The organism is Legionella cardiaca (genome assembly GCF_029026145.1).
GTDB lineage: Bacteria > Pseudomonadota > Gammaproteobacteria > Legionellales > Legionellaceae > Tatlockia > Tatlockia cardiaca.
In genome coordinates this window covers 1,314,080-1,340,524 of the sequence record NZ_CP119078.1, presented here as the reverse complement: position 1 = coordinate 1,340,524, position 26,445 = coordinate 1,314,080, and the positions used below count along the sequence as shown (strand labels likewise).

Sequence of the window (26,445 nt, the reverse complement as noted above, 5' to 3'; positions counted from 1 at the left end):
ATTTCAGCTATAGATTGCCTTTATAGAGTTTAGAGTAATATCAGCTAATTTCTCAATAATTTGTGGCTCAGAGTTTAATGGAGGTAACCAATATAAGGTTTTCCCTATAGGCCTTAGTAATGCTCCTCTTCGGACTGCTTCCATATATAATTCATAACCAATTCGCTTGTTTTTCATCTCATCTAAATCAGCAGCAACTACAGCCCCCATTGCTCTGACGTGACTTAATCTTCCCGTAATGACAGCAATTTCCTGTAACAATGAGTGCATCAAACGTCCCAGATGTTCAGCTTGCTGATTAATATTTTCAGCTTCCATTGTTTTAATTGTGGCCAATGCCGCACTTAATGCCAGGGCATTTCCACTATAGGTATGAGAGTGCAAAAATGATTTGCCTTTCTCATAGTCATCATAAAACAATTCATAAATTGAATTTTTAATCAAAACACAACTTAAAGGCAACGTCCCTGAGGTTAATCCTTTCGATAAACAAATTAAATCAGCATTTACATCTGCATGTTCACAAGCCAACCATTTTCCGGTTCTGCCTAGGCCGGTCATGATTTCATCAGCAATAAAATAGATATTATTTTGTTTTGCCCAGTTAGCTAATTTTTTTAAAAAATCAGCACTGTAACATAGCATTCCCCCCGCGCCTTGAAGAATAGGCTCCACGATAATGGCACAGGCATCATCCTTTATTTTTTCAAGTTGTAGAAGTACTCGTTGCCAAGCTTCATCCGAATTAAACCATAATGGGTCCGTGTTATCTGTTACATAAGGCAGTGGCTCAATGAAATGACAAGAGACGCCATAGCCATCATAAGATTTTTTATAGAGACCTAAATCACTGACACTTAAGGTACCTAGCGTTTCACCATGGTAGCTATTTTGCAAAGCAATAAATTTTGTTTTATGAATCTGGCCATTTAGCTGAGAAGCATGCAAGGCAAGCTTCATTGCGATTTCCACCGCACTCGAACCATCACTGGCAAAAAAAACATGTTCATTTTTACTGATGTCGGCTAGTTTTTCACCCAGTTCAGCAAGTAGTGGGTGAGTAGTATTAGCCCCGATTACATGTTCAAACGTGTCTAATTGTTTTTTTATGGCAGAAATAACCGCAGGGTGACCATGACCTAATGATTTGCACCACCAACTCGATAAACCGTCGATAAGAGGCCCCTTGTCAGTATACAGATAACTACCCTTGGCATGAGTCACTACCAGTGGAGGAAACATTTCAAAGTCCTTCATTTGAGTACAGGGATGCCAAATATATTTTAAATCTTTTTCAATAGTTTGGTGTATGTTAACCATCTATTCACTTTTTGGTTGACAATAAATGCGGTGACTTTATCATGTTCGGCATCTTGAGAGAAAGACACCTGATTATAAATAAATTGCATCTTTTTCAAAAATCAAACTGTTATTCTATTCGCCGAACAATATAAAAAGGGGAGAAAGTGAGTAAAAGCAACCGTTGGACCTTAAGCGAAATCACTACAATTTATGAACAGCCCTTCAATGACTTGATTGATACTGCCCATCGTGTTCACAAAGAATATCACTCAAAAAACACCATACAACTTGCAAAATTATTAAGCATAAAAACTGGTGCTTGTCCGGAAGATTGCGGTTATTGCTCACAAAGCGGTCACCATCAGACTCATGTAGAGAAAGAGAAATTGATGACTGTGGAACAAGTTTTGGCAAAGGCCGAGGAAGCCAAAGAAAATGGCGCCAAGCGATTTTGCATGGGAGCTGCATGGCGATGTCCTCCTGATAAGGCCATGCCGCAATTACAAGAAATGATAGCCGGGGTTAAGGCTATGGGACTGGAAACCTGCATGACCCTGGGGATGCTAACCGGTGAGCAAGCCAAAACCTTAAAAAATGCTGGCCTTGACTACTACAATCATAATATTGACACGTCACCCAGTTATTATAATAAAGTGGCAACTACCAGAACCTTTAACGACCGCCTGGAAACCATAGAGCATGTGCGTCAAGCAGGCATTAACGTTTGTTGCGGTGGTATCTTAGGGTTGGGTGAAACCAGAGAAGATCGCATAGAGTTTTTGTTTACTTTGGCAAACATGGAAATACCACCAGAGAGCGTACCCATTAACCGATTAATACCAGTTGAGGGGACGCCTCTTGCAAAATCACGACCCGTTGAAGGCATCGAATTAGTACGAACCATTGCCACTGCGCGTATATTGATGCCCAAGAGTATGATTCGTTTAACTGCTGGCCGCACCGAAATGAGTGATGAACTTCAAGCTCTTTGCTATTTTGCAGGGGCAAACTCAATTTTTATTGGTAATAAATTGCTTACCGAAGACAATCCTCAACAAGATAAAGATCAGCAATTATTTGAAAAACTTGGCTTAAGAGCATTTAACGAAGCATGATTGATGATTTACTAGAGGATTATTCAAGACAACTTCAGACGTCAGGCCTGCATCGTCAGCGTCGCTTGTTACCTTCGCTTTCGAAGCCCTCACTAAATTTCAGTTCAAATGATTATCTGTCTCTGACTGAGGATAAACGCATTAAAAATGCATTCCAACGAGGATTTCGTCTCTACCCATCGGGCAGTGGTGGTTCAATGGTTATTTGTGGCTATCATTCTATTCACAAAGAACTTGAAACGGCGTTTTCGCAAGCCTTGGAAGTTGATGATGCGCTTCTATTTTCTTCGGGATATGCGGCAAATCTAGGGGTTATTTCCTTGCTTGCTCGTGTAGGCGCGCACCTTTATATTGATAAAGGAATCCATGCTTCAGTTTATGATGGCATTCAACTTTGCAATGCGCGATATACTCGCTTTTTACATAATAATCTTGACGATTTACACATTAAACTGTTAGCAAACGATGCAAATGCCGTCTTACTTACAGAGGGTATCTTTAGTATGAGTGGACAAATTGCCCCCTTATCTGAAATCAAGACACTCAGCAGGCCTGTTCAAGCTAAAATTATTGTTGATGAAGCGCATGCCTTTGGTGTGTTAGGAGATCAAGGTCTTGGAGCTGTACCAGCGCATCAATTGACGCAAAATGACGTGCCTTTAAGGATAATTCCTTTTGGCAAAGCATTTGCTTCGCAAGGAGCGATTGTTGTTGGTAAAAAAATATGGATTGATGCGTTGTTGCAGGTTGCTCGCTCGCACATTTATTCAACTGCTGTAAGTCCGGCTATTGCCTATGGTTTATTAGAAACCTTTGCAGTGCTTAGAGAGTCCGGCGAGAAAAGAGAAAAATTATTTAAAATGATTGATTACTTTCATAAGGCTGCAACTCATTCCCCCTTGACTTGGCGACACTCCATAACACCTATTCAGCAACTACAATTAAGTTGTCCGCATAAAGCGCTTTATTATGCAGAACAATTAAGACAGCGAGGTATTTTTTGTCAGGCATTACGAAAACCTACTGTTAATAAAAAAGACACAGGACTTCGGGTTATTTTAAATTACCACCATACACCTGAAGATATTGATATTTTGTTTACCCAATTACATCACATTTATGAATCTGAACATTAAGATACGAGGGAAGGGGCCTGCTCTCGTTTTTTTTCATGGCTGGGGCTTTGATCACAAAATATGGTTAGGTTTAGCTCAAATCCTGGAAAATAGATATACGCTTTATTTAGTTGATCTTCCAGGATTCGGTCTTAGTTCGTTGATGGACTGGCCACAGTTTAAGTTGCTATTACTTGACAAACTACCTGATCATTTTGCGGTAATAGGGTGGTCACTTGGTGGCTTATATGCTTCAAAAATGGCCATCGAGTCGCCAGAACGAATTACGCATTTAATCAACGTGGCTTCATCACCACGATTTATTAAGGAGAAGGATTGGCCTGGAGTCGAGCAAAGGGTTTTTGATGGTTTTTTGCAAAACTTACTAGTTGATTCGCAACAAACTATCTCTGACTTTGTGGGTTTGCAATTAAAAAATCAAACCTACGAATACAATACTCACTTATTACCCGAAAGAGCGAGCTTAGAGGCTGGGTTAAGAATTCTCGCTGATTGGGATTTACGGGAGCCATTGCGACATTTTACAAAACCAACTGCTTATCTTTTTGGCCGTCTTGATGCGATTACACCACGGATAACAATGCCTGTGATGCAAAAAATTTATCCTAATTTCAATTTTACAATGTTTAATAAGGCGGCTCATATGCCTTTTTTATCTCATCAAAATGAGTTTATAAGTACGTTGGAGCATTTTTTAGAATGAAATCATTTTTTATTACCGGTACAGACACGAATTGTGGAAAAACCTATGTTACCTGCCAGCTACTTGATTATTTAAAGCAATCTAAAAAACGAAGTTTGGCTATAAAACCCATTGCCAGTGGCTGTATTGAGGACAATGGGCAGTTAATTAATGAAGACATTAGTAGTCTGGAAAAACATAATTCAAACTCTAGGTATCCGATTAATGGTTGGAAATTTCCTTCCCCAATATCGCCTCATCTTGCTGCCAAGGAAGTAAACGCTTATGTTTCAGCAAAAGAAATTGCTGCATTCTGCCAAAATGAGCAATATAAAACGCTCGAATATCTCCTCATTGAAGGAGCGGGCGGCCTTTTGGTCCCGTTAAATGATGAAGAGACCTGGTTGGATTTTTTAAAACTCTTAAATACTCCTATCATTTTGATCGTCGGCATGAAACTGGGTTGCATCAATCATGCTTTATTAACCGCTTCCGTATTGCAGCATCATAAACTTCATTGTATAGGATGGATAGCCAACTGCGTTGATAGGGAGATGTTGGCTTTGTCTGATAATATTGCCACGTTATCTCAAAAAATGCCCATGCCATTACTTGCTACAGTTCCCTTTGAAGGCAAATTGGTAATGCATCATTCATTTTTAAATTGTTAAAGAAAACTGCCTGTTTGCTCGATATAAAATGATTACTATTAGCACAACTTGACTTAAGCATTAACTTTTTGGCATTATGTAGAAGATGATGATTTGAAGATAAGTTATTCTTAATGAATAACTCCCAGTGTTTCATCACTAAAGTCTTTTTCCAGCAAATAAAACAGGCTTTAATACCGTTGTCCATAATCATCTTGTTAGCTATAATTCAATACTATTTCTAAAACAAGCTAAAAAATAGCGTGAATGGTCAATTTATGGAGATTAATTGATGCCAATTTACGAATACGAATGTAAAAATTGCCATCATCATTTCGATTTGATGCAAAAAATTAGTGACGCACCGGCGAAACAGTGTCCGCAATGTTTTCAAGATACCGCTGTGCGTTTGGTTTCTGCCGCCGGTTTTCAATTAAAAGGCACAGGTTGGTATGTAACTGATTTTAAAAATAAAGGTAGCAAAACAGAGACCAAATCAGATTCATCAACAACAGCACCGGAAAATAAACCGGCAGAATCTACCGCCACCAAAAGCGAGAAAAAAGGTGATAAAGATTGAAGTCTAAAGTTTTTCGCCGCTACCTTTTTGCAGGCTTGGTAGTTTGGTTACCAATCGTTGTGACTTTTATTGTTTTGCGTTTCATTATTGAAATGCTTGATAAAACAATGTCATTGCTTCCAGGTAGTTATCATCCTGATAAAGTATTAGGTATCCACATTCCAGGGCTGGGCGTTATTCTTTCTCTTGTAATCATTTTAGTGACAGGAATTATTGCAACCAATTATTTTGGGCAGCGTTTGGTTGATTTTGGTGAAAAAATACTGGCAAAAATTCCCTTGGTTCGCTCAATTTATAATGCTGCCAAACAGGTTATCAGTGCGCTATTTGCTACCAATAGCCAAGCGTTTCGAAAAGTATTATTAATAGAATATCCGCGAAAAGGCATTTGGAGTCTGGCTTTTCTGACTGGAAGCACTAATGGCTCACTGATTTCACAACATACGGGTGAAGAAATGCTTTCTCTCTTCGTACCCACGACACCGAATCCTACTTCAGGTTTTTTAATGATGATTCCTAAGCGGGATGCGATTGAAATATCCATGACAGTCGATGAAGCGTTAAAATTCATTATCTCTCTGGGAGTGATGCAGGCTCCGGCAACTGCAACTCCAGAATTAAAAAATTTAATTATATAATAACAGGCGGCCCCTATGAGATCACATTACTGCACAAGTATTCAGGAATCAATGATTGGACAATCAGTTAGTGTTTGCGGTTGGGTGCATAATCGTCGTGATCATGGTGGTGTCATTTTTTTAGATATTCGTGATCGTTCAGGGTTAGTTCAGGTTGTTTATGAACCTGAATTTGAAACAATATTTGCTGTTGCTGAAAAATTACGACATGAATATGTTGTTCGTGTTACAGGAACTGTACGTCGTCGCCCCGAAGGAATGATCAATGACAGAATGGCGACAGGGCGCATCGAAGTTCTTGGTACTGAATTGGAAATATTGAATCAGTCAAAAACGCCTCCATTTTTGCCAGACGAACATCAAATAGTAAATGAAGATCTACGTTACCGCTATCGATACTTAGATTTAAGACGTAGTGATATGCAACATAACTTATCGCTTCGTCATAATTTAATTCGCTCTATACGTGAATACCTCAATGCGCAAGGTTTCCTTGATATAGAAACGCCCATGCTTACCAAAGCAACGCCAGAAGGTGCAAGAGACTATCTCGTTCCATCACGTGTACATCCCGGTCAATTCTATGCTTTACCGCAATCACCTCAGCTTTTCAAACAATTATTAATGATGTCCGGATTTGATAAGTACTATCAAATTGTACGCTGTTTTAGAGATGAGGATTTACGTGCAGATAGACAGCCTGAATTTACGCAATTAGATATCGAAATGAGCTTCATTAATGAAAGCCATATCCAACATCTAATTGAAGGAATGCTAAAAAAAGTATTCAAAGAAATATTGCAAGTTGAGCTACCAGAGAAACTGCCCAAGATGACTTATGCAGAAGCAATGCGTCGTTTTGGTAGCGACAAACCTGATTTGCGTATTCCATTAGAACTTGTTGACGTAGACGATTTGGTAAGGGATTGTGACTTTAAAGTATTTTCAGCTGCTGCCAAGAATCCAGACGGAAGAGTTGTGGCCTTAAGATTACCAAATGGTTGTGAATTAAGCCGTAAAGCGCTTGATGATTATGGTTCCTTCGTTGGTATATACGGTGCTAAGGGATTAGCCTATATTAAAGTTAATGATCTGGGGCAGGGGATGCAGGGATTACAATCTCCCATCCTTAAGTTCCTTTCGGAAGATTGTGTAAAAGCTATTCTTGATCGTGTTAACGCACAAACAGGTGATGTGATTTTCTTTGGTGCAGACCATGCGCAAATCGTCAATGAATCTATGGGGGCCCTACGGGTAAAACTAGGGCATGATAATAATCTGGTTGAGCAAGGTTGGCGCTTATTATGGGTTGTTAATTGGCCTATGTTTGAGATTGATATCAAGACAAATCAATTACAATCGATGCATCACCCATTTACTTCGCCCCAAGAATTATCTGTAGAGGCTTTAAAGGAAAATCCAACCCAAACCTTGGCAAAAGCTTATGATATTGTTATTAATGGTTTTGAAATTGGTGGTGGCTCTATTCGTATCCATCAACCCAAATTACAACAAACCGTATTTGATTTATTAGGAATAGGTGAGCAGGAAGCCAATGAGAAATTTGGCTTCTTATTGGATGCACTGGAATATGGCTGTCCCCCGCATGGTGGTATAGCTTTAGGTATTGACCGGTTGGCAATGCTATTAACTTATTCCAGTTCAATTCGTGATGTCATTGCATTCCCTAAAACACAGTCAGCTTCTTGTCTTTTGACAAACGCACCCACGGCTGTTGGCAATGCACAACTTAATGAGTTAGGAATTCGTCTTGCACCCACAGCGACAAAATAAACAAATTAAAACCAGTCTTCTCTCTGTGAGATACTGGTTTTCCTTTCTGTTATGTCTGGTTACCTTTTGGCTACCATTACAGCCAGTGCTTGCCAAAACTCAAAATGGCGCTACTAATAAATTAATTGAATACCTTGCCCAGGAAAAAATTAAACTAACACTTTCTATTAATGAAATAAAATTAATTGCTCCGCCTGTTGATCAGAATAGCTATCTTAAGCAGAGAAAAGAAAATGACGCAATGATAGCTCTCAATCACGCCAAGGTGACAAGTTTTGAAAGCTTTTTAGCAAATCAAAGGCAGCTTCAACAAGATTTTTCCCAACGCCTGAAACAGTTGCAGCAAACTTCATTATCAGAGTCAATGCAAATAAGTTCACAAGAGCGAATTAGCAAAATTAACACACTGAATGATATCAACAAAAAAACGATTGATTTAATTAATGAAGATTTAGCCCTGGCAAATCGTTATCAAGAAGCTTTATTGCTGCATAAACAACAATTAGATTTGTGGTATTCCAAATCGCAAATGGAAGAGCAATTGCAAAAACTTCGGACTCAGGAAGACAAGTATAATGAATCACTTGGCCGCTTGTATGAAAACACAATCAAGTTACAACAGGACATTAAAACAGACAGTGGGTTTCCATCCAGTTACATCGCCGAAGCAAGATTATTACTTAATAATCAGGTTATCAATTTAACTCAATATAAAATAGCTGAGCTTGATCTGCAAAAAGAATTGGTTAAGGCAGATTACTTACTACTAAAAGATCCCAATATAAGAACCCTGCAAAAAATTACCGAAACGTATAAAGAGGCCATTACGCAATTATCAGAAATGGAGCAGTCTTTAAAGAAAATGGTCGCCATGCTAACTGAAGAGCAAACCCATTTACCAAATGAAAATTTAAAGCAACAATTTACTGCGCTATTGCGCATTGTGAATGCCAGGATAGAAGGCATTATTATTCAACAGCAAACTTTACAAGAAGATCTTGAAAATCATCAAGAAGAATTAAAAAAGCAATTATCTGTAAGGCAAAGTTTATCTGAGTATCGCCTAGATAGTTGGCCAGTTATCATTCAACAATTAGCTCATGTCCCAACGCAGCTATATAACTACCTAAAATCATTAACTTTGAAAGTTAAGGACAATTATTTATGGCAAGATTTTGTTCCCGCAGCCTTATTATGGGGATTACTTGGCCTTATTGCTTTGAGCGCCTACGGGTTGCATAAATTATTAAAAAAAATAACTCGCGATAAGGAACGTTCAAGATTATCAGGTCACCTCTATGACGGGGCTTTAATTTTGTTAGGTCGCAATATTCCTCATCTGACAGTAATCGCTTCTGTACTCGTTTTGCTGTATTTAAATCACATTCTTTTTTCTAATTATCAGTTGCTATTAAATTTATTTTTTGTCTGGCTTAGTTTCCGCGTATTAATTTTAATTGCTCGATTAGTATTACTAGAAAGAGTAAGTGATTCATCAGGAACTGATGTACGTTTGTATTATCGTCTTAAATGGCTTTTATTAACTGGTGGCTGGACAACTGCCTTGATGGTTATTAGTCATTTATTGCCTCTGTCGATGCTTCTTCAAGATATTTTTAATCGTTTATTCATGCTTTTCTTACTTGCCGTCTCTATCCTGGTGTGGAAAAGTAGAGAAGCCATTACTCATTTATTAGACCCTGTATTACAAACAAAGAAACGATATTTTCGTAATGCGGTAATGTTATTAGTTGTATTAATTCCATTAACTCTATTTACAACAGCGGTTATTGGCCAAATTGGTTATATTAATCTTGCCTGGACAATGAGTCGTTATGAAATTCAAATTTTACTTATTCTTACATCCTACGTGGTAACGCGAGGTTTACTGATTGATGTTTTAGACCTTCTATCGGAATGGATGATTTCTTCTATGAATAATGGTTGGTTATGGATTGAAGTATTTTTGAAACCTCTCGATAAAATTCTCCGTATTTTTCTGATTATTTTTAGTTTGTTTGTTTTATGCCAATTGTTTGGTTGGTATTCGGATTCAGTTGTTATTGCAAGCTTAATAAAATTTGGGGAATACCCTCTGGTTAATTTGTCAGGCGTTTATATTACACCCATTAGTATCATTGAGTTTCTAATTTTATTATCGGTCTTTTTCTGGGCAGCAAAATGGACCCGTGAATTTTGCTACCGCTGGCTCTATCGTGATGCACGAGATGCCGGTATTCGTAATAGCCTCTCAGTCTTTACCCAATACGCCGTAATTCTGATCGGAGGTTTTATTGCCTTACGCGTTCTAGGATTGGATTTCAGTGGTATGTCCATGGTCATTGGTGGTCTTGCCGTCGGTATGGGATTTGGTTTACGTGATTTTGCATCAAACATAGTCGGTGGTTTAATGCTACTCATTGAACGCCCCGTACGCGAGGGTGATTTAATTACGCTCGGGAATTACGAGGGACGGGTCTCTCATATCGGTATTCGTTCAATGAGAGTCTCTTCATGGGATAATATGGAAATCTTGATTCCCAATGCGGAAACATTTAATAAGCCATTTACCAATTGGACCCACCAGGATAATATCGTGCGTACCGTTGTGCCAATCAAAGTGAGTCGAGCCGATGACCCCATCATGGTTCAACAAATAATCATGGATGTATTAGCAGTTATTCCGGAAATTGTTTCGGATCCACCATCCCAAGTGTTTTTAAAGCAAATTGACGATGCCCTTATTGAGTTTGAAATTCGGTATTTTATTAATGTGCAATTGCATACTCGTTTTGAGATCCGCTCAAAGGTTTTATTTGCAATTACTGCACAGTTTAAGGCCGCAGGAATAAAAGCGCCTATTCCTCCCATTAGCGTGGAACTGAAAGAGAGTGAGCATGTCTCTGCTTTTGCCAAAAAAACCATTGAAGAATGAATCGGAGCTTCTAGAACGCTGCAACATCATTGAAGGCTTAAGTTTTTTACAGTTAGCTAACTTATTACAAATTAGCATTCCGCAAGAAAATTTAAAACGCAAAGGTTGGACCGGCCTTGCTATAGAGTTAGCCTTAGGTACAACAGCAGGAACAAAATCTATTCCCGATTTCGTCCATCTCGGTATAGAACTTAAAACATTGCCTCTTAATAACAGTGGAGCCCCATCAGAATCCACTTTTGTGACCAGCATTCCCTTGCTTACTATCCACCAGCAACAATGGCTAACTTCGCAATGTTACGCCAAATTAAAACGAGTTCTTTGGATACCCATAGAAGGCGCACGAGAAATTCCCTTTGAACAACGACGAATAGGGCGTGGATTTTTATGGTCTCCAGATAAAGTAGACGAATCAATACTTGCTAATGATTGGCAAGAATTAACCTTTATGTTAAGCAGTGGCCGTTTAGAAGAGGTGAATGCAACAATTGGTCGATATTTACAAGTAAGACCTAAAGCCGCAAATGCTAAATCGCTTTGCTATGGTTTCGATGAAGAGGGAAATAAAATTTTAACGCTTCCGCGAGGATTTTATTTGCGAAGCTGCTTTACAAAAAAGATATTAGAATCAGCTTCGCAAAATTTTCTTTAAAACATATTCATTACTTTCAACGCAATTTGGTTTTTAGAAAAACAACCAAACTTTTCACGTAAATTCTCGAAATGTCTTTCTATTGTACGTCTAGAAACATTTAATAAGCTTGCAGTTTCATCAGACGTTTTTCCTTTGATATACCAAAATAATATCTCTTTTTCACGAGGAGTAATTTGTATTCTCGCATCCTGTGAGTAAAAATCAGTAGGGAGCGCTTTGACCGGATTACTTTCATTTAATGAGGCATTAAATAAATTTTCAAACTCTGGATAATCTAAATTTTTAATTTGATTTAGATATATTTCACCGCGTATGCCAGCAATTTTATCTTCAAAATAGTTATTAAATTTTTTTAATAATTCTAGATTATTTATATAGATATGATTTATCTCATGTTTTTCTAATGGTGCATCGAATGAATATAATTTTACAGAATGCTCCGGAGTAATCTCTAAGATTCTAAAGGAATGCCCATAATCAAAATGATTAAGCAGTTGGAATACAGGTAAACTGAATTGCTTATATTCTTCCTGATAAAGATCAATTAAATAAAAACCTGCTTTTGGATAGGTTTTCAAAATGCTTACAGGCGCAATAGCAACGAGATCTTGATTAATACACTTTTCTAAATAATCACTATCACTGCCTAACCAAAAAAATTGGCCTTGTTTATTGACTTCTACATAACTGAAATGATTAATTCCAGTCGCATTAAAAAGATTTTTGCAGGTTTGATTAACAAAACCAGTATAGTTTATTAATTCCTGAGCATTATAAAGATTCATGTAAGTTTCATTCTCTAAAACATAATAAAACTGTTCAATAATTTAACATATTGTTGCTGTATGATCAATAGCTCTGTATAAATAAAACTTATTTTGGCGTTCAAAACTTGCAATCATTATAAAAATCATTAAAGTAGAAGTGAACATTTTTCTTCTATAATCAAGGGAATTAACTATGAATAAGGTCGGACTTTTCTTAATCTCTTTTATTGCTTTTGTAAATTCCTATGCAGCAGCCCCGGCGACACAATTAACTGGAACACCAGATCAACAAATACAACAATTAAATAGTCAGCTACAAACTCAATTAAAACAACTGCAAACACAACAGCAACAACAAATTGATAATTTAAGTAATCAGCTGCAGAGCCAAATGAAACAAATACAGAGCCAGCTTCAAACCCAAATCCAAACAGTAAATTCGCAAACTCAAAATCAAATGAAACAGATACAGGCTGATCTGCAGCAGCAAATTAAGCAAGTGCAACAACAAGCTGTTCAATCTAAAGGTTAAACCACTATAAAAGTAAATGAACTTTTGTCAAAAGTTCATTTACCACCTCGGTGAATATGATTTGCTGAGGCTTGCACTGTAGGCATGATTGTCATTTCTGCGACATCAACATGAGCGGGTCTGGTTACACAGAAATATGCTGCATCGGCAATATCTGCTGCTAACAAAGGATTGAAATCTTGATAAAATGCCTTTGCTTTCTGCTTATCAGCCCATCGTACCTCACTAAACTCTGTTTCCACCGCACCCGGAGCAATTTCCGTCACGCGAATAGGGCTGCCCAGTAAATCCAGACGCATTGATTTTGTAATGGCTCTCACCGCATGCTTCGTCGCACAATAAACATTTCCCGCAGGGTAGCATTCTTGACCAGCTATGGAGCCTATATTGATAACATGCCCTTGAGCACGCTGTATCATCCCTGGTAATACGCTACGACTTACATAAAGCAGTCCTTTCACATTGGTATCGATCATGGTATCCCAATTTTCAAGAGAACCTATCTGAATAGGATCGCTCGATAAAGCAAGTCCAGCATTGTTAATTAGTACATCAATTGCTTGCCAGTCAGCAGGTAAAGAACCAATAACGGTTTTCACATCCTCCTTGTTGCGAACATCAAGCTGTAGAGGTAGACATGCCGTGCGATATAAATCACTTAACTCTTGTGCAAGGCACTCAACGCGTTCTTTTCTGCGCGCAGCAAGGATAATTTTGGCACCATTGGCCGCAAAAAGACGAGCACAGGCTTCACCAATTCCACTGGATGCTCCTGTTATTAAAATTATTTTATTCGTTATGGACTGCATTGAAATCCTTGATGAGAAAATGAATTGAATTGTAGCATCCTCTATAAAAAAACATTAGCATGTGCTGACTTTAAAATAGAAAACTCGCTTGACCTTTCCGTTACGTAATCCCTTATCGTGTGCTCTTATCACCCAGAGGAAGAAATCTTATGCCATACACGGTAAAAAAATTAGCTAAAATTTCTGGTATCAGCCCGAGAACGCTTCGTTTTTATGATGAGATTGGATTATTAAAGCCTGCTTACTATGGTGATAATCACTATCGTTATTACGAAGAAGAGCAACTTCTGATGTTGCAGCAAATTTTATTTTTCCGTGAGCTTGGTTTACCTCTGAGTGAAATACAGAGGATTATTAGTAGTCATGATTTCGATAAACTCGAAGCTTTAAATACTCACAAAATTGTCCTCCAAAAAAGTCTTGAGAAAACAGAAACACTTCTTAAGACAATTGATAAAACCATTGCACATATAAAAGGAAAAATCATGATGCGCGACACTGAAATGTATGACGGCTTTGATGCAGTTAAACAGCAAGAATATGAATCTTATTTACTAAACAAAGGAACAATAACCCAACAGCAAATTAATGAAAGTTGGCAGCGAGCACGTAATTGGAAGAAAAGTGATTGGGAAACTTTTCAACAGGAAGGGGATAGACTCAATAAAGAATTTGCTAAAGTACTCAGAAATCAATTGAAGCCTGATGCCGCGGAGGTACAAGTCCTCGTACGTCAGCATTATTTATGGGTAACTAACTTTTGGACTCCTACGAAAACCAGCTATCTCGGATTAGGGAAAATGTATCTTGAACATCCTGATTTTAGAGAGTTTTATAATACCTACCATCCCAATTTAGTAGAATTTCTCGTAGAAGCAATGCAATTTTTTGCGAATCATAAACTTACATAACCATCAGCCATTATAAACATGCGAAGAGGTCGCTGGACCTCTTCAAAATAGATAGGATTAAGGAGTAACTACTCGTACACAGCGTACACCGCGCTGTTCATATTTGTCATCCGACCCTTGAAGGTTTCCCACTCCTGGATTATACAATTGAACCCATGCAGCGTCCCCAAGAGGAATTGTTGTGCTTTCGGTCGAACTCCAGTAAGGCCCCAAAAAGCCACCAATATTGTTATTAACCAAATTCGACTCAATATTATTTGCAACCGGTATACCCGAACTGCAGCCACTACCGGCAGAGGCAGTATCGTAACCCATTTCGCAAATTGATGGTAAATACCAATTACTATACCCTCCATCTGTAGAACTCCTACAGAGTCCAGCGGCATAAAAAGCCAAGTTCACTGCAGGATTCGTAACAGGTGGTGAATAATAGGCAACAATTACGCCTGTGTTACAACTACCATCACTATTTCCAGTGCAAGGAGGCGCAATTGAATTTTCATAAATGCCAGGAATATTATCCGATACTGCGAAAGGCGAGGTCGATCCGCTTCCATCAGAACTCCAGATAACGCCAATTGCCGGCGAACTCCGATCGCTTAATGCAGCAACTTTCCCCCCAATGCTGCCACTATTGGGTGTACTGTCGTTAATATCAAATAAAAATCCTGATTGATAGACACTACCATAAGTAAGAATATTGATGCTGGGTGTTAATAAATTTGTATTATTTCCTTTAATAGTGAGCGTTATCGGCAACGGGTTAACATTACCAGGCGCTGCACTGGGATTAACACCGGGAATAATCACCAACACACAACGACCGCCGGGAAGAATAGTGCCACAACTGGCAGGGAGAATGCGCGTGCCAGAGGGCAAAGCGGGAGAGGGCGTGTACGTTACATTGAACGCCGCATCAACACCTCTATTAGTAACGGTTATAACTCTTGCCACACCGCCAGCTTGCAATGCTAATGTCGTTACACTGCTGGTAAGCGTTGTATTACCAGGAACAGGTAATACCGTAATTTTTAATATATTCTCAGAAGCAGGACGATAACATAAGTTTGGATTAGCCTGCTCGCAGAGCTCAGGCCCTCCTACAATATTACCTTGTAAATTCCGCGCATTAATTTGCAGAGTCAAGGTGCAACTCTCATCATGAGCCAATCTGAGTGGACTCTGACAATTTCCAACTGTCGTTACTTGATTAATACCCGCCACTCGAGCCAAATATAGTGTGTGAAAATGAGATGAGTGATTTGTCACTGTATACTGAACAATTGCAGAACCTGTAGCTGGTATTGAGAATTCTGTCTCAGTCAATGGCTCAAAGGTCCATACAGGATGAAAAGCCTGTACTGTTGGGATGAAGAGAAAATTGATTGCTCCAATAAGTAGCGTATAGATTAACTTTGAAATCCTGTTCATTATTATCCCTAAGAAAGATGGTATTCATTGTGAATGCAATATTCTGGATTAAATTGATATAAAAGCAATTGTTTAAAAACTTACTAAACACTTAGACAGAAAAAAAATGTAGCACTAGTTGTTTATTACAAAATCTTGTGTGTTATCTTGCTTCTTATAATCTGGAATTTAGTCATTACAAGGAGAGATAATGCCACAAGATCAAATCCAAGTAAAAGCAGCAAAAACTGTGCGCCTCATGTCCTTACTAAATCTCAGCATACTTTCCTTAGCCCCTATAGATAGCAGGTTATGCTTGGGTACTATAGTGGTTATAAATGCTGCTGTTGTTTATTATCTGAATGAATTGGGCAAGAACAGGCGCTTTGGCTCAAACATCCTTCATAAAGTAGACACTTTTTTTTCGTCACCAGATGAAGCGAGGGCAGCTGATTTTAACAACACAATAAGAAATATTATTAATGGCGGCGCAGCCTTATACGATAGACTGCCCGAGCCTTTCAAATAAGACCAAACAATTTGGCCAATACATCTACGGGAGTTCTACATGCCATGTATAAAGCATGGCATGTAGACAAAATGAAACTTTCAGAAGAGATTTTCGTTTGAATCGTCAGAGCGATCACTGATTGCAACTTTAAGATCCGGAGCAATAGAGCTTCCCGGAATTTTTCGCGTTTCGCGAGCCCATTCACCTAAGTCAATTAACTTACACCGATCTGAGCAAAATGGCCTGAATGAGTTTTCGGAGTGCCAAGTATTTTGTTTTCCGCAAGTGGGACAAACGATTTTTTGCGAGTTATTCATGATAATTTTCATTAATTCTATTAAGGCTGAGTATGGAATACAAACGAATAGTTTTCAATTAATTTAGTAAAAATACAGTTTAGCCCACCATTTACTTTCAGCAACTATAATTATTCTAAATCAAAAAATTTTCTAAGGTTCATGCTATGGCTAGAAACATTGAAAAGAGCAGTGAAATATCGCATAGAGCGCTTAATTTTAAAGAAGCAATTGCAAATTTAGCTTATAAATTATCAGGGGGAATTTCGACTGCTTTAATTGCCATTGTTGAATTTAAGTCACTGATTGATAGCGTAACAGATAACGACTTAAAAAGTAAAATTTTAGATTTACGTATTGAGATAAGAAATGAAATTGTAACTTTAAATGATGTTTTATCAATAATGAATAAAGATATCTGTGTCAAAAAGTTAGCTCAGCAAACAACAAAAATTCTTAACGAAAATATAGCCAATCAGATACTAGAGAGTAATTTGAATTCTGTCAGTCAAAATGAACGTAATCCATGTTTAATTCTATTTACAATTGTACAGAATGTGGAGGAGGGTTTAAAGGGTATAAAAAAATATCTACTTCCCCTATCACAGGAAGAACTTTTAAACGTTATAAAAGAAAGAAATCATGATCAAAATTCTTTATTGCATATCGCAGCAAGAGATTCTAATGATAATCGCCGCTTATTAGCTATTTTAACTCTGATTTACCCAAGACATAGAGCAGAAGTTGCTCTGGAGCAAAATTGTAATGGTGACCCTTTAATTCATCTTTTAGCGGATAAAAATGATAAATTCGCGTCATTAAAGGAGTTTTTATCACTTGTTCCTCCTGAAGATAGATTACAAGCAATTAATGCAAAAGATCGTTTAAATGGCAACCCAATACTTCATAATCTCGCAACGTTACGAGACTCTCCTGAAGGTATAGTAATTACTCTTGAAAGCCTGCCGACTGAAATGCGGTTAGAAGCTATTAGAACAAAAAATGATGATGGGTACTCATTAGTAGATATCCTTGTAAAAAATTCAAATGAAAAAATTTTACAAGCTGTTTCAGATCTTGTGCCAGAAGCTAAAACCGAAATAGAAGAATTAATGCAACGTAAGAAAATGAATGCATCGGAATATTCAGCTTCCTTTATTAACACAATGGGTAAAACGAACAATGCATCCGAAGAGAATCTATCAAAGAATAATCCAGATAAAACAGCAACAGCAGACAGTGAATCTAAAAAACGCTGGGTTATGCCACAAAGAAGAAAATTTTAAATAACTTAATGCAAATAAGAAATTTGATAACAAGGCCAATTTAAATTAACGTTAATAACATCCCCCAAACGAGCTTGCTTGAGGATATTATTAATGAACCGCTCATTGCTAATTATCTTTTTTTGTTTACATATCACTATCGGGAATACTACCAGCCAAATACTGGTTCTTTCTGGTGGGGATAATCCTGGACTTAATCATTATTCGCAGTATTTACAAACTAAAACTCTTTATGAGTTTCTCGTCAATCAATATGGTAAAAACAGAGTGAGCCTTTATTTCGGAGCAGGGAACAATGAACTTCACCAGCCAATACCTTTGGACGTTCATAAAAAAATTAATACAAAGCAGAATAAACAGGATAAAACAGATGAAATGTTGACTGGTATTATTCCCAATAATCAAAGTGCAACTAAAAGGCAAGTTAATAATTATTTTTTATCTCCCCAAACCCGCTCCTTAAAGCCCAATGATAACTTATTCCTTTTTGTTAGTGACCATGGAATGCCTTATGGCTTTTTTGAAGATAAAGATACCAATCCCTACAGTAATAATTGCATTGACTTATGGCACTATAAAAAACCATTTATCAATAATTTTACTAATGAAAAAAACTTTACTAAAGCTTGCTTATCTAAAAATGAACTTGGTTCACTGCTTGAACAAGTACCAAGTCAGCATATAGTGTTCGCTATGTCACAATGTTATTCCGGCGGCTTTCACCAATTATCAGTCAAATTAAAGAATGGTTATCCCAGTGCTAATCCCAGAATCTGTGGGTTTACTGCGACAACCCCAGATCATTATGCTTCAGGTTGCACCGCCGATGCTGATGGGGCTACCTATCAAGGTTATGAACGGTCGTTTACAGAAGCGTATACAGGAACCAGTATAGTGAACGGTCAGAAATTAAATGCTCCCTCAAAAGATATATTTACTGCCCATCAACAAGCAATATTAGACGACATGACAGTGGATATTCCCATAAGTACCTCTGATTATTATCTATTATTATGGGCCGATTACTTTATGAAAGATCAGTTTGCTTCTCGCAATGCGAATCTTAATCAACAAGCAATTCAAAAAAAATTTAATAATTACAGGGATGAACTTAAGTCAATTGATAACCCAGATTTAAAACAATTTGCTAATTTAAGCAAAGCTAATGAAAATAAAATTATCTCTATAATTCCTGAAGCGAAAGAATTCGCACAGCTCTCTCTAGCAGTGCAAACAAAGGAAATAACTGAATTAGAACAACAAATTAAAGAACAGGGGGATGAACTGGAGTCAATTTGGGATGGCATGATGAATCTTTACAGCAATACAATCAATGCACAATGGCGTGAAAGCTTAAAACAACATCAAACTGCCAATTTAAACCCCAAGATCTATCAATTTGAACAGGAGTTTTATCAAGTCATTATTAAGCAGGGATTATATAAACATCCTTTTCAACTCGACATGTATTATTTGCAATATTTATCAGCAAAAAACAATGATAAGGATTTAATCGATTATCAAAAAAACAGATTAGAAACCATTAAAAAATGGGCTATGGAAAAACATAATCCCACTTTAGTTTATGCAATAGATTACTATCAAACTTTGGACAAAAGACAACAGCAATTGCAAGATACGATCGCTGAAAAGGAAAAAAATAAACAATTACTCAAACGAATCTTAACGTACAACAAAATTATTGCTGCCTGGGTTACGTTAATTAAAATTAACGACAAAATTGCTTTGGATGAATTGCAGGGATTATTAGACTGCGAACATTCCGAGATGAAATAAGATACAGGGAAAAGTTCTTTTTCTACTCGAAATCATAATTAAGCAAAAGGAAGACTCTACGTAGCCCTAGACCACAATAAAATTAATGTTATTATGTAAAAGCAAAAATAGTTATTAAATACAATTGACAGGAGTATAAAAATAATGACTTACGGACGTATTCCTAAAGCATGCTTTTTAGGATTGACTTTAGCTACTAATGCAGGTATTTCTTTTGCCGGTGCTATGGGAGATGTACAGGATGACAGCAGACGTTTTTTCTTTAGTGCGTCAGCTATATATGGTGCCATTACTGATGACTCTCTAGACAAGTTTGATTATGCCGATACCCAAAGTCCTACTGGTAATGTCGTAACTCATTTATCTGATGTTGATCCACGTTGGGGATATGCTTTAAGTCTGGGATATCAATTTGGCCCTCAATACAGCAATGATGTAGTCTTAAGCTATACAAACCTGAGAAATCGTGGCACCCAGTTTGCTGGGAACTCAGAAGCGGGCGCAGTCATGAAGAATACCACGAGTCTGGTGATGGGAAATTTTGATAACAATCCTACATTAATTGGTCCATCTCTAGCATCTATAAGCAGTTATTTTAAATATCAAAGCGGTGAATTGGTTACTCACAATAATGTTCAAAGTACTTTTGCACCCCAAATCCGTTTTTCCAGATTTTACGGAATTAAAGCAACAGAATTTAAAAAAGGTTTCAGTACGACATACAACGGTACGACTACCGATATTTTTGGCGAACCATTTCCTCAATCAGATTATGTTCAATACGAAGCTAAATATTGGGCTATTGGGCCCAAAGCAGGAGCGGGAGCTTATTGGGATTTTAACCGCTATTTTAATATAGGTGGCGATTTGTCACTGGCAGTTCTTGGTGGTTCACGAAAGGCACAAATAAATGAGTATCTTACAACAGGAGTGCCGGTTCCCAATTTGCCACTAAGCAATTTTTACACCTATCACAGAGGCTATGATTCTACTTTATGGGTTGTTCCTGTGTTAGGTGCCAATCTTGTAGCTGCTGCCAATTATGACTTTGCCGGTGGTAGTCGATTAGGACTTGAAGTTGGTTTAAATACAGAGCTCTACTGGTCGGAAATAGCTTCTGAACGCTATCGTCGTGTAGAAGGTGCGAATAGATTGACTATAGATCAGCGCTTTTCTATACGTAATGTATTCTTGAAAGCTACTTATTATTGCTAATCGAGTAGTATGCATGGCCTGAAGTCTATGAGGCCATGCAATTCCTATTTTAGAATCCACGTTTCACCCCTGCACACTAAGTCTGATTATCAAAATAATCAGACTTATTAAAAAAATTAATTGAAAACACCCTTAGGGTGTTTTATCAGACAAGTTTGTTGAACTGATTTCATTTTTTTGCTCATCCTGATGAGGCTTTTCTTGCTCTACCTGTTCTTTTAAATAAGTAAATGAGTCCTTGCTCTGATCGACTTTTTCTTGAACTCTCTGGACATCTTGATCCATTGGATATCCTCTTTTTTGCAACAGAAGAAAATATTTCAAACTTTTATCTAAATTTTTTAAGGAAGTACAGTCCACATAACCATGTCTATAATAATGATATTTGTAACCTTTCTCATAGTTTAATGCCAATGTATAAGCGGCAGCGTCATCTCCATTAAAGGCCATGGCTTCTAATTTTTTAAGATGGTTATCTAATTCATTTTTTGGTGATAACAAAAACAAGGGTTTAGTATCGACCCTAGATACATAGCCATTGCCTGTTTTAATTGGGAACCAAATATATTTCTCAGGCTGGCTCTGTATAAACTCCTTAAGACTATCCACGTTTTTCGCACTAGAAAAGAGAGCGTATCTATTTAGGTTAGATGACTTTTCTTTCATTTCTATATTATCTTGTTCTTCTGACTCACCTATGTAGTCTTCAGTGTCCTCAGGTAAACCGCTTTCAATTTGCTCTAAATCAAGTTCACTTAATTTGACCATTTCTTTAAGCTCATCAACGGAGGGTTCATATTGGCTAAATTTCTCCTCAGCGTTGACTCTATCACTCTCTACTAGGTCCCCTTTTTCAACGCCACTATCAATTTCTTCTAAGTCAAGCTCTCCTGCTTCTAAAACTTCTCTATAAATATCAAATGAGGTTTTATTTTGGTCGATTTTTTCCTGAACTCTTTGAATATCTTTTTCAACAGGGTAACCTTTTTCAAAGAGGAGATTAAAATATTTTAAACTTTTATCTAAATCATAAAAATTAGACTCTCCAACATAGTTACCTAATAGAAAGTAATGTTTATAACCTTTCTCATAATTTATTGCTAAAGCGTAGGCTGCAGCATAGTCTCCTTCAAGAGCCATGAACTCTAATTTCTTAAGAAAGCCGTCTAAATTCTCTTTGGTGTAATCACCACGAGAAGTAATAGGAAGCGATGATACAATACCATGTTCTGTAACGACCGGTGCCCATATATATATTTCAGGGTTTTCTTGTATAACCCTCTGCAGATAATCAATCTTTTTATTATTAAGAGAAAGAAAATATCTATTGTAAAAATTAGATGATGTTTTCTTCAATTCCCATTTATTTGGGTTAGAGTTTGAATTATCAATGTAGTTTTCTGGCCTTTTTGATAGCATGATATCGGTATTGCTCAAAGCCGACTCCATTGATTTTACCCAAGGCTCTATGCCGGCGATTTGAATCGTTTTTAGTTTAGGACATAACTCTAACAATTGGTCAACTTCATGAGATCTTAAATAAGATAATCCTAAATCGATACTAATAATTTTACTCAAATCTGCTTTAGGATATTTTTCAAGTAAACTTAAAGGATGTGCATGAAGGGATAAATCCAGATGATTATTTTTTATTTTTGGTAAGTAACTTGGATTTGGAGTGAGTATATAAATTCCTGCTAACTCAAAATCTGAACGGGGCACAAGATCACAATTCCATCCCACTTTTTTTGCTATACGTCTTGTTACTAAAGGTTCTGTTTTACCCCCTATCACAACAAGATCAGCCCCCCCTCTTAGTAGCTGTTGAAGGATCGTATGGGCTTCGAGCGTATTATTTAAAACCTCCCTTGTTAAAGAGCCACTCGCGGTAATAATGGTATATGGTTCACTCGATAATGGTAATGTCCGATTTAAAAAAGCCTCCACATTTTTTGAGTCCTCCTTAATAAAAAGATAATTTTTAGCAGAGAAACGTTTATTTGCGGTCGTAATGTTAGCTTCACTAGTATCTATACCAATTGACCTAATTGACTTGCCAAGTTCATGTAAGGAGGTCGTTGTTACATCTAAACAATCTCCTAGACCCGTGCCTATATCAATAAGTACGATTTCATCTGAATTCGGGTCTATATTTTTTAAAACATTCATTGAAATATTTTGACGAATGACCTGATACAATTTTTCGGTTTCTTCATCGTATTTTTTTAGATTATCCCATTCCTGATCACTTAGAGAAGGAACTCGCGGCCTCAAAAAAGCCAAATCAGGAGGAATCCCTGCGTCTTTTAAAGCTTTAAGCAGTTCAGCTTCTTTACCTGCTTTAATTTTGTATAAACTCTTCTCATTTTTTGTGTTCGTTATTTGTAAAATCGGTAAGTTAGAACCAAAACTCAAAAAAACGTCTATCTTTCTTATTAACGAGCTTGGCTCTGGCTTAGCCGTATAGATCATTAGACGGCTTTCATCAATAAACATATAGGGGATTTCATCTAACTCTTCCATTTTCTCTGAATTATTCTTAATGAGATCAACAAGCTGGGAAAGGGAATCTGATTTCATGAAAATTCTCGTTAATTCTGAGCCATAACTTAAATTATAGTTAAAATTTGTACACTGAAAATTAAGATGGGTAGGCCTGACCTAGGTTTTATAACCTTTATTCGGTAAGCATAAGATAGTTATTTAAAATGAACTTTGATTAATGCACAGAGTTTGGGAACTCCAATTTAGGTTAAATTTGATATTTTTGATAGGCCAGTGGAAGGGGTTTACAACCAATCTTTGGTTCGGTCTGATTCTAGGATTCATCAGACTTAGCAAATTACACTTACCCTCCAACACCTACATTGTCTTGAGCACAATCATTTTAATTTAGAACACTAAAGTCCATACTAAATAGATGTAATTTATAATGTAGAGTGAGTGGAAATCATGAGAGTAAATAACATTTTATACAAATATAAACCTATAAATAAATATACGGAAAATTTAATCGTTAATGGGGATTTATATTTTTCAAAATTCAGCGAACAAAACGATCCAGTAGAGTTTTACCAAGCGAGATTAACCAAATTCATATCAAATTGAACTTGTTAAATTAAAATAAGAGGATTTGCCCTCATCCCAAATAATGATTCATCTTCCTGAGCTGCTCTTTTTAGATAGTGATCTAAGTACACCCTACTCTCTTGTGGCAGAGGAATTTTTTGACTGATTGCGCTTTGACATATGGCGTAGTACGTCACATAGTCCTTTTTGTCGATACTGACACACATTAATGAAACTACTTCTGACTCACGAAGTCCTGTCCCTAACAATAAATATACGTTGCTCACAAGCAGACTTTAGTCTCATTAATTGACGTGAAGTAAGTCCGTTCCAATCTGGAGCATAGGTTTGTAAATCTTTAACTTGCGCTAAGGGGTCGCCTGCTAATAAAGGACGTTGTTGATAAAGCCATCGACCCAAATGACGAATTGTTGCCATGGTGCGATTAATTGAAGTTGCTTTATATGGCTTGCTGGTTTTTTCGGAAATGGTTTTGCATAAATGCTTCTGAAAGTGCTTACTAACAGCCGGTGTCCAACTATCCACCAAATCATGCCCTACTTCCATCTGAAAGAAATTTATAAATTTCGCCAAATCCTTCATTTTGGCTTGTTCAGTTTTTTCAGGAGCGCCCTCCACATGCACTGAGTAATAATAAGTCAACCACGGAGAAAGTGAATTGGTGTCAAAATGTAGAATCCACTCCCAAAAAAGTCAATTTTTTATCTTTTGAATATATTTTAATCAATTTAACTGTTAATATGCTTTTAACTCTGTAGAACAAAATAGTTCTAACGATACTGTCTCAATTTGTCACATAAGGGTGAATTAGTCCTTGAAGTTGTAATCAGTTGTTTAAAAATAACTTTTCATTTAATAACCTAAGCTTGGGAGCCTTAAAAGTTATTTATTCATTTTCTAAACTGATTGATACCTTCTTTTGCAGCTTCGGTGAGTTTGCTTTCCTCTTTGGGGCCGAGCTTATCGTTATTCCTCGCAATAAAGAAGGAGGCTGTATTAAATAATGATGGGGTGGATGCCTGAAATCCAAGGCGTATATAAGTATTGGCATCGGCTCTACTTAAAGATGGGTTTAATGGTTCATTATCATATTCATCAGCTAAAATAATTTGCTCTGCTCTAGGAAAGCGTGTTTGAATGGCTTGGCGTTGTTCTGGGCTCATCACCTTTAATTCGCGAGTCATTAAAGAGACTGTTTCAATATTTTGAGGTATTGCTTGGAAAATAAGCCTCAAATCTTCTGCTGATTTACCTCTTAGCCCATTCCCGATCAAATCAAGATGGGTAATTCCCGAATCCTTGAAGACGCTAAATAGTGCTATCAGCCCCTCTCTGGTCTTTTGCCCAAGATTATTCTCGCTCAAATCAAGATGGGTAATTCCAGAATCTTTGAGGACGCTCAATAGTGCTACCAGCTCTTCTTTGGTCTTTTGCCCAATATTATTCCTGCTCAAATCAAGATGGGTAATTCCTGAATCTTTGAGGACGCTCAATAGAGCTACCAGCTCTTCTGCGGTTTTTTCCCCAAGTTCATTCCCGCTCAAATTAAGATGAGTGATTCCCGAATCCTTGAGGACGCTCAATAGAGCTACCAGCTCTTCTCCGCTCTTTTGCCCAAGTTCATTCGTGCTCAAATTAAGATGAGTGATTCCCGAATCCTTGAGGACGCTCAATAGAGCTACCAGCTCTTCTCCGCTCTTTTGCCCAAGTTCATTCGTGCTCAAATTAAGATGAGTGATTCCCGAATTCTTAAAGAGACCCAATATTGCTACCAGCTCTTCTCTGGTCTTTTGCCCAAGATTATTCCTACTCAAATCAAGATGCGTAATTCCCGAACCTTTGAGGGGGCCCAATATAGCTATAAGCTCTTCTCCGGTCTTTTGCCCAAGTTCACTCTCGCTCAAACCAAGATGGGTGACCCCCGATCCCATAATTAAAACATCAATTTTTTTCTCAGCAATAACGGAGGGAATAAGTTCCGTTGGACTCCCTTTTAAATAATGGATCGTAAGAGTTACGAATTACTCGTTGAATAATACGAATATCAGGCGTAGTTCCCCACTCAATATCTAATTTAATTAATTTTGGTTTAAGCATATTCAAGTCTATTTTTGTTTTTTCAATGTTTTGTGCCATTCTTTCTAAAAGAAAAGTTTCATAAGAATTTTTATATTCAGCAAGACTATTCTCTAATGGTGGGCATACCATCAAAACATTCAATTCATTATTACTTCAACTAATTTTATTGCGTGTTTTAAGGCTTTAACTTCTTCTTTAGTAACATCACTTACAAATAAAATATTTTGAAATTGCTTCATCCATATTCTCTCTAAA

24 protein-coding genes are annotated in these 26,445 nt (G+C 37.2%); 15 read left to right on the top strand and 9 right to left on the bottom strand.

Features of this window, described 5'->3' with window-relative positions:
• Positions 1 to 3 precede the first annotated feature (3 nt).
• Complete coding sequence (gene bioA, locus PXX05_RS05810; protein WP_275090118.1) at positions 4 to 1,320, bottom strand: adenosylmethionine--8-amino-7-oxononanoate transaminase; 1,317 nt, start codon at positions 1,318 to 1,320, stop codon at positions 4 to 6.
• Between the two features lie 146 nt (positions 1,321 to 1,466).
• Between bioA and bioB the strand changes: the two genes are divergently transcribed.
• From bioB to mutH, 9 genes are all read left to right on the top strand, one after another.
• On the top strand, positions 1,467 to 2,417 hold the full coding sequence (gene bioB, locus PXX05_RS05805; protein ID WP_275090117.1) for a biotin synthase BioB: 951 nt from the start codon (positions 1,467 to 1,469) through the stop codon (positions 2,415 to 2,417).
• A complete protein-coding gene (locus PXX05_RS05800) occupies positions 2,414 to 3,553 on the top strand; it encodes an aminotransferase class I/II-fold pyridoxal phosphate-dependent enzyme (RefSeq protein ID WP_275090116.1) in 1,140 nt (379 codons plus the stop codon). Before bioB ends, PXX05_RS05800 begins: the two co-directional genes overlap by 4 nt.
• Positions 3,537 to 4,256: an alpha/beta fold hydrolase gene (locus PXX05_RS05795; RefSeq protein WP_275090115.1), complete on the top strand. Its 720-nt coding sequence runs from the start codon at positions 3,537 to 3,539 to the stop codon at positions 4,254 to 4,256. The genes PXX05_RS05800 and PXX05_RS05795 overlap by 17 nt, the downstream gene beginning before the upstream one ends.
• The gene (gene bioD, locus PXX05_RS05790; protein WP_275090114.1) at positions 4,253 to 4,906 is read left to right on the top strand and encodes a dethiobiotin synthase; all 654 of its coding nucleotides are present in this window, start codon (positions 4,253 to 4,255) and stop codon (positions 4,904 to 4,906) included. The genes PXX05_RS05795 and bioD overlap by 4 nt, the downstream gene beginning before the upstream one ends.
• A gap of 271 nt (positions 4,907 to 5,177) precedes the next feature.
• Positions 5,178 to 5,465, top strand: coding sequence for an FmdB family zinc ribbon protein (locus PXX05_RS05785; RefSeq protein ID WP_275090113.1), 288 nt, complete (start codon positions 5,178 to 5,180; stop codon positions 5,463 to 5,465).
• Positions 5,462 to 6,103 carry a DUF502 domain-containing protein gene (locus PXX05_RS05780; protein ID WP_275090112.1) on the top strand — a complete coding sequence of 214 codons (642 nt, stop codon included), beginning with the start codon at positions 5,462 to 5,464 and terminating at the stop codon, positions 6,101 to 6,103. The genes PXX05_RS05785 and PXX05_RS05780 overlap by 4 nt, the downstream gene beginning before the upstream one ends.
• A gap of 15 nt (positions 6,104 to 6,118) precedes the next feature.
• Positions 6,119 to 7,897 carry an aspartate--tRNA ligase gene (aspS, locus tag PXX05_RS05775; protein ID WP_275090111.1) on the top strand — a complete coding sequence of 593 codons (1,779 nt, stop codon included), beginning with the start codon at positions 6,119 to 6,121 and terminating at the stop codon, positions 7,895 to 7,897.
• On the top strand, positions 7,875 to 10,832 hold the full coding sequence (locus PXX05_RS05770) for a mechanosensitive ion channel domain-containing protein (RefSeq protein WP_275090110.1): 2,958 nt from the start codon (positions 7,875 to 7,877) through the stop codon (positions 10,830 to 10,832). Before aspS ends, PXX05_RS05770 begins: the two co-directional genes overlap by 23 nt.
• A complete protein-coding gene (mutH, locus tag PXX05_RS05765) occupies positions 10,795 to 11,484 on the top strand; it encodes a DNA mismatch repair endonuclease MutH (RefSeq protein ID WP_275090109.1) in 690 nt (229 codons plus the stop codon). Before PXX05_RS05770 ends, mutH begins: the two co-directional genes overlap by 38 nt.
• On the opposite strand, the gene PXX05_RS05760 is transcribed toward mutH, so the two are convergent.
• Positions 11,481 to 12,272, bottom strand: a complete 792-nt coding sequence (locus PXX05_RS05760) for a helix-turn-helix transcriptional regulator (RefSeq protein WP_275090108.1) — start codon at positions 12,270 to 12,272, stop codon at positions 11,481 to 11,483. The genes mutH and PXX05_RS05760 overlap by 4 nt on opposite strands.
• 175 nt (positions 12,273 to 12,447) lie before the next feature.
• On the opposite strand from PXX05_RS05760, the gene PXX05_RS05755 reads away from it, so the two are divergent.
• Positions 12,448 to 12,786 carry a hypothetical protein gene (locus PXX05_RS05755; RefSeq protein WP_275090107.1) on the top strand — a complete coding sequence of 113 codons (339 nt, stop codon included), beginning with the start codon at positions 12,448 to 12,450 and terminating at the stop codon, positions 12,784 to 12,786.
• Positions 12,787 to 12,821: 35 nt separating this feature from the next.
• Here the strand turns inward: PXX05_RS05755 and PXX05_RS05750 are convergent, their stop codons facing one another.
• Positions 12,822 to 13,595: an SDR family NAD(P)-dependent oxidoreductase gene (locus PXX05_RS05750; protein ID WP_275090106.1), complete on the bottom strand. Its 774-nt coding sequence runs from the start codon at positions 13,593 to 13,595 to the stop codon at positions 12,822 to 12,824.
• Between the two features lie 149 nt (positions 13,596 to 13,744).
• On the opposite strand from PXX05_RS05750, the gene PXX05_RS05745 reads away from it, so the two are divergent.
• Positions 13,745 to 14,506, top strand: a complete 762-nt coding sequence (locus PXX05_RS05745) for a MerR family transcriptional regulator (RefSeq protein WP_275090105.1) — start codon at positions 13,745 to 13,747, stop codon at positions 14,504 to 14,506.
• Between the two features lie 57 nt (positions 14,507 to 14,563).
• Here the strand turns inward: PXX05_RS05745 and PXX05_RS05740 are convergent, their stop codons facing one another.
• Entirely contained in the window at positions 14,564 to 15,937 is a 1,374-nt protein-coding gene (locus PXX05_RS05740; RefSeq protein WP_275090104.1) for an Lcl C-terminal domain-containing protein, read from the bottom strand.
• Between the two features lie 190 nt (positions 15,938 to 16,127).
• Here PXX05_RS05740 and PXX05_RS05735 point away from each other — a divergent pair, with 190 nt between their 5' ends.
• Positions 16,128 to 16,445, top strand: coding sequence for a hypothetical protein (locus tag PXX05_RS05735; RefSeq protein WP_275090103.1), 318 nt, complete (start codon positions 16,128 to 16,130; stop codon positions 16,443 to 16,445).
• Between the two features lie 80 nt (positions 16,446 to 16,525).
• Here the strand turns inward: PXX05_RS05735 and yacG are convergent, their stop codons facing one another.
• Positions 16,526 to 16,744 carry a DNA gyrase inhibitor YacG gene (gene yacG / locus PXX05_RS05730; protein WP_275090102.1) on the bottom strand — a complete coding sequence of 73 codons (219 nt, stop codon included), beginning with the start codon at positions 16,742 to 16,744 and terminating at the stop codon, positions 16,526 to 16,528.
• A 146-nt stretch (positions 16,745 to 16,890) separates the two neighbouring features.
• Between yacG and PXX05_RS05725 the strand changes: the two genes are divergently transcribed.
• The 3 genes from PXX05_RS05725 to PXX05_RS05715 all read left to right on the top strand — a co-directional run bounded on the left by PXX05_RS05725 (position 16,891) and on the right by PXX05_RS05715 (position 21,021).
• A complete protein-coding gene (locus tag PXX05_RS05725) occupies positions 16,891 to 18,009 on the top strand; it encodes a hypothetical protein (RefSeq protein ID WP_275090101.1) in 1,119 nt (372 codons plus the stop codon).
• Positions 18,010 to 18,102: 93 nt separating this feature from the next.
• Positions 18,103 to 19,806: a hypothetical protein gene (locus tag PXX05_RS05720; RefSeq protein WP_275090100.1), complete on the top strand. Its 1,704-nt coding sequence runs from the start codon at positions 18,103 to 18,105 to the stop codon at positions 19,804 to 19,806.
• Between the two features lie 144 nt (positions 19,807 to 19,950).
• Entirely contained in the window at positions 19,951 to 21,021 is a 1,071-nt protein-coding gene (locus PXX05_RS05715) for an Lpg1974 family pore-forming outer membrane protein (RefSeq protein ID WP_275090099.1), read from the top strand.
• 132 nt (positions 21,022 to 21,153) lie between these two features.
• Here PXX05_RS05715 and PXX05_RS05710 read toward each other — a convergent pair whose 3' ends face one another.
• The 4 genes from PXX05_RS05710 to PXX05_RS05695 all read right to left on the bottom strand — a co-directional run bounded on the left by PXX05_RS05710 (position 21,154) and on the right by PXX05_RS05695 (position 26,319).
• Complete coding sequence (locus PXX05_RS05710; protein ID WP_275090098.1) at positions 21,154 to 23,601, bottom strand: class I SAM-dependent methyltransferase; 2,448 nt, start codon at positions 23,599 to 23,601, stop codon at positions 21,154 to 21,156.
• Between the two features lie 735 nt (positions 23,602 to 24,336).
• Entirely contained in the window at positions 24,337 to 24,693 is a 357-nt protein-coding gene (locus PXX05_RS05705) for a site-specific integrase (RefSeq protein WP_275090097.1), read from the bottom strand.
• A 308-nt stretch (positions 24,694 to 25,001) separates the two neighbouring features.
• Complete coding sequence (locus PXX05_RS05700; RefSeq protein ID WP_275090096.1) at positions 25,002 to 26,042, bottom strand: leucine-rich repeat domain-containing protein; 1,041 nt, start codon at positions 26,040 to 26,042, stop codon at positions 25,002 to 25,004.
• A gap of 22 nt (positions 26,043 to 26,064) precedes the next feature.
• A complete protein-coding gene (locus PXX05_RS05695; protein WP_275090095.1) occupies positions 26,065 to 26,319 on the bottom strand; it encodes a hypothetical protein in 255 nt (84 codons plus the stop codon).
• Positions 26,320 to 26,445: the final 126 nt, after the last annotated feature.

What these genes read in the sequence shown, in the direction of transcription:
- PXX05_RS05720 (WP_275090100.1), top strand. Translation starts at nt 18,103, where the DNA reads ATGAACCGCTCATTGCTAATTATCTTTTTTTGTTTACATATCACTATC.
- PXX05_RS05745 (WP_275090105.1), top strand. Translation starts at nt 13,745, where the DNA reads ATGCCATACACGGTAAAAAAATTAGCTAAAATTTCTGGTATCAGCCCG.
- PXX05_RS05695 (WP_275090095.1), bottom strand. Translation starts at nt 26,319, where the DNA reads ATGGTATGCCCACCATTAGAGAATAGTCTTGCTGAATATAAAAATTCT.
- PXX05_RS05755 (WP_275090107.1), top strand. Translation starts at nt 12,448, where the DNA reads ATGAATAAGGTCGGACTTTTCTTAATCTCTTTTATTGCTTTTGTAAAT.
- PXX05_RS05725 (WP_275090101.1), top strand. Translation starts at nt 16,891, where the DNA reads ATGGCTAGAAACATTGAAAAGAGCAGTGAAATATCGCATAGAGCGCTT.
- PXX05_RS05750 (WP_275090106.1), bottom strand. Translation starts at nt 13,595, where the DNA reads ATGCAGTCCATAACGAATAAAATAATTTTAATAACAGGAGCATCCAGT.
- PXX05_RS05715 (WP_275090099.1), top strand. Translation starts at nt 19,951, where the DNA reads ATGACTTACGGACGTATTCCTAAAGCATGCTTTTTAGGATTGACTTTA.
- PXX05_RS05735 (WP_275090103.1), top strand. Translation starts at nt 16,128, where the DNA reads ATGCCACAAGATCAAATCCAAGTAAAAGCAGCAAAAACTGTGCGCCTC.
- mutH (WP_275090109.1), top strand. Translation starts at nt 10,795, where the DNA reads ATGTCTCTGCTTTTGCCAAAAAAACCATTGAAGAATGAATCGGAGCTT.
- PXX05_RS05740 (WP_275090104.1), bottom strand. Translation starts at nt 15,937, where the DNA reads ATGAACAGGATTTCAAAGTTAATCTATACGCTACTTATTGGAGCAATC.
- PXX05_RS05700 (WP_275090096.1), bottom strand. Translation starts at nt 26,042, where the DNA reads ATGGGATCGGGGGTCACCCATCTTGGTTTGAGCGAGAGTGAACTTGGG.
- bioD (WP_275090114.1), top strand. Translation starts at nt 4,253, where the DNA reads ATGAAATCATTTTTTATTACCGGTACAGACACGAATTGTGGAAAAACC.
- PXX05_RS05785 (WP_275090113.1), top strand. Translation starts at nt 5,178, where the DNA reads ATGCCAATTTACGAATACGAATGTAAAAATTGCCATCATCATTTCGAT.
- PXX05_RS05800 (WP_275090116.1), top strand. Translation starts at nt 2,414, where the DNA reads ATGATTGATGATTTACTAGAGGATTATTCAAGACAACTTCAGACGTCA.
- yacG (WP_275090102.1), bottom strand. Translation starts at nt 16,744, where the DNA reads ATGAATAACTCGCAAAAAATCGTTTGTCCCACTTGCGGAAAACAAAAT.
- bioA (WP_275090118.1), bottom strand. Translation starts at nt 1,320, where the DNA reads ATGGTTAACATACACCAAACTATTGAAAAAGATTTAAAATATATTTGG.
- PXX05_RS05710 (WP_275090098.1), bottom strand. Translation starts at nt 23,601, where the DNA reads ATGAAATCAGATTCCCTTTCCCAGCTTGTTGATCTCATTAAGAATAAT.
- PXX05_RS05760 (WP_275090108.1), bottom strand. Translation starts at nt 12,272, where the DNA reads ATGAATCTTTATAATGCTCAGGAATTAATAAACTATACTGGTTTTGTT.
- PXX05_RS05795 (WP_275090115.1), top strand. Translation starts at nt 3,537, where the DNA reads ATGAATCTGAACATTAAGATACGAGGGAAGGGGCCTGCTCTCGTTTTT.
- aspS (WP_275090111.1), top strand. Translation starts at nt 6,119, where the DNA reads ATGAGATCACATTACTGCACAAGTATTCAGGAATCAATGATTGGACAA.
- PXX05_RS05705 (WP_275090097.1), bottom strand. Translation starts at nt 24,693, where the DNA reads ATGAAGGATTTGGCGAAATTTATAAATTTCTTTCAGATGGAAGTAGGG.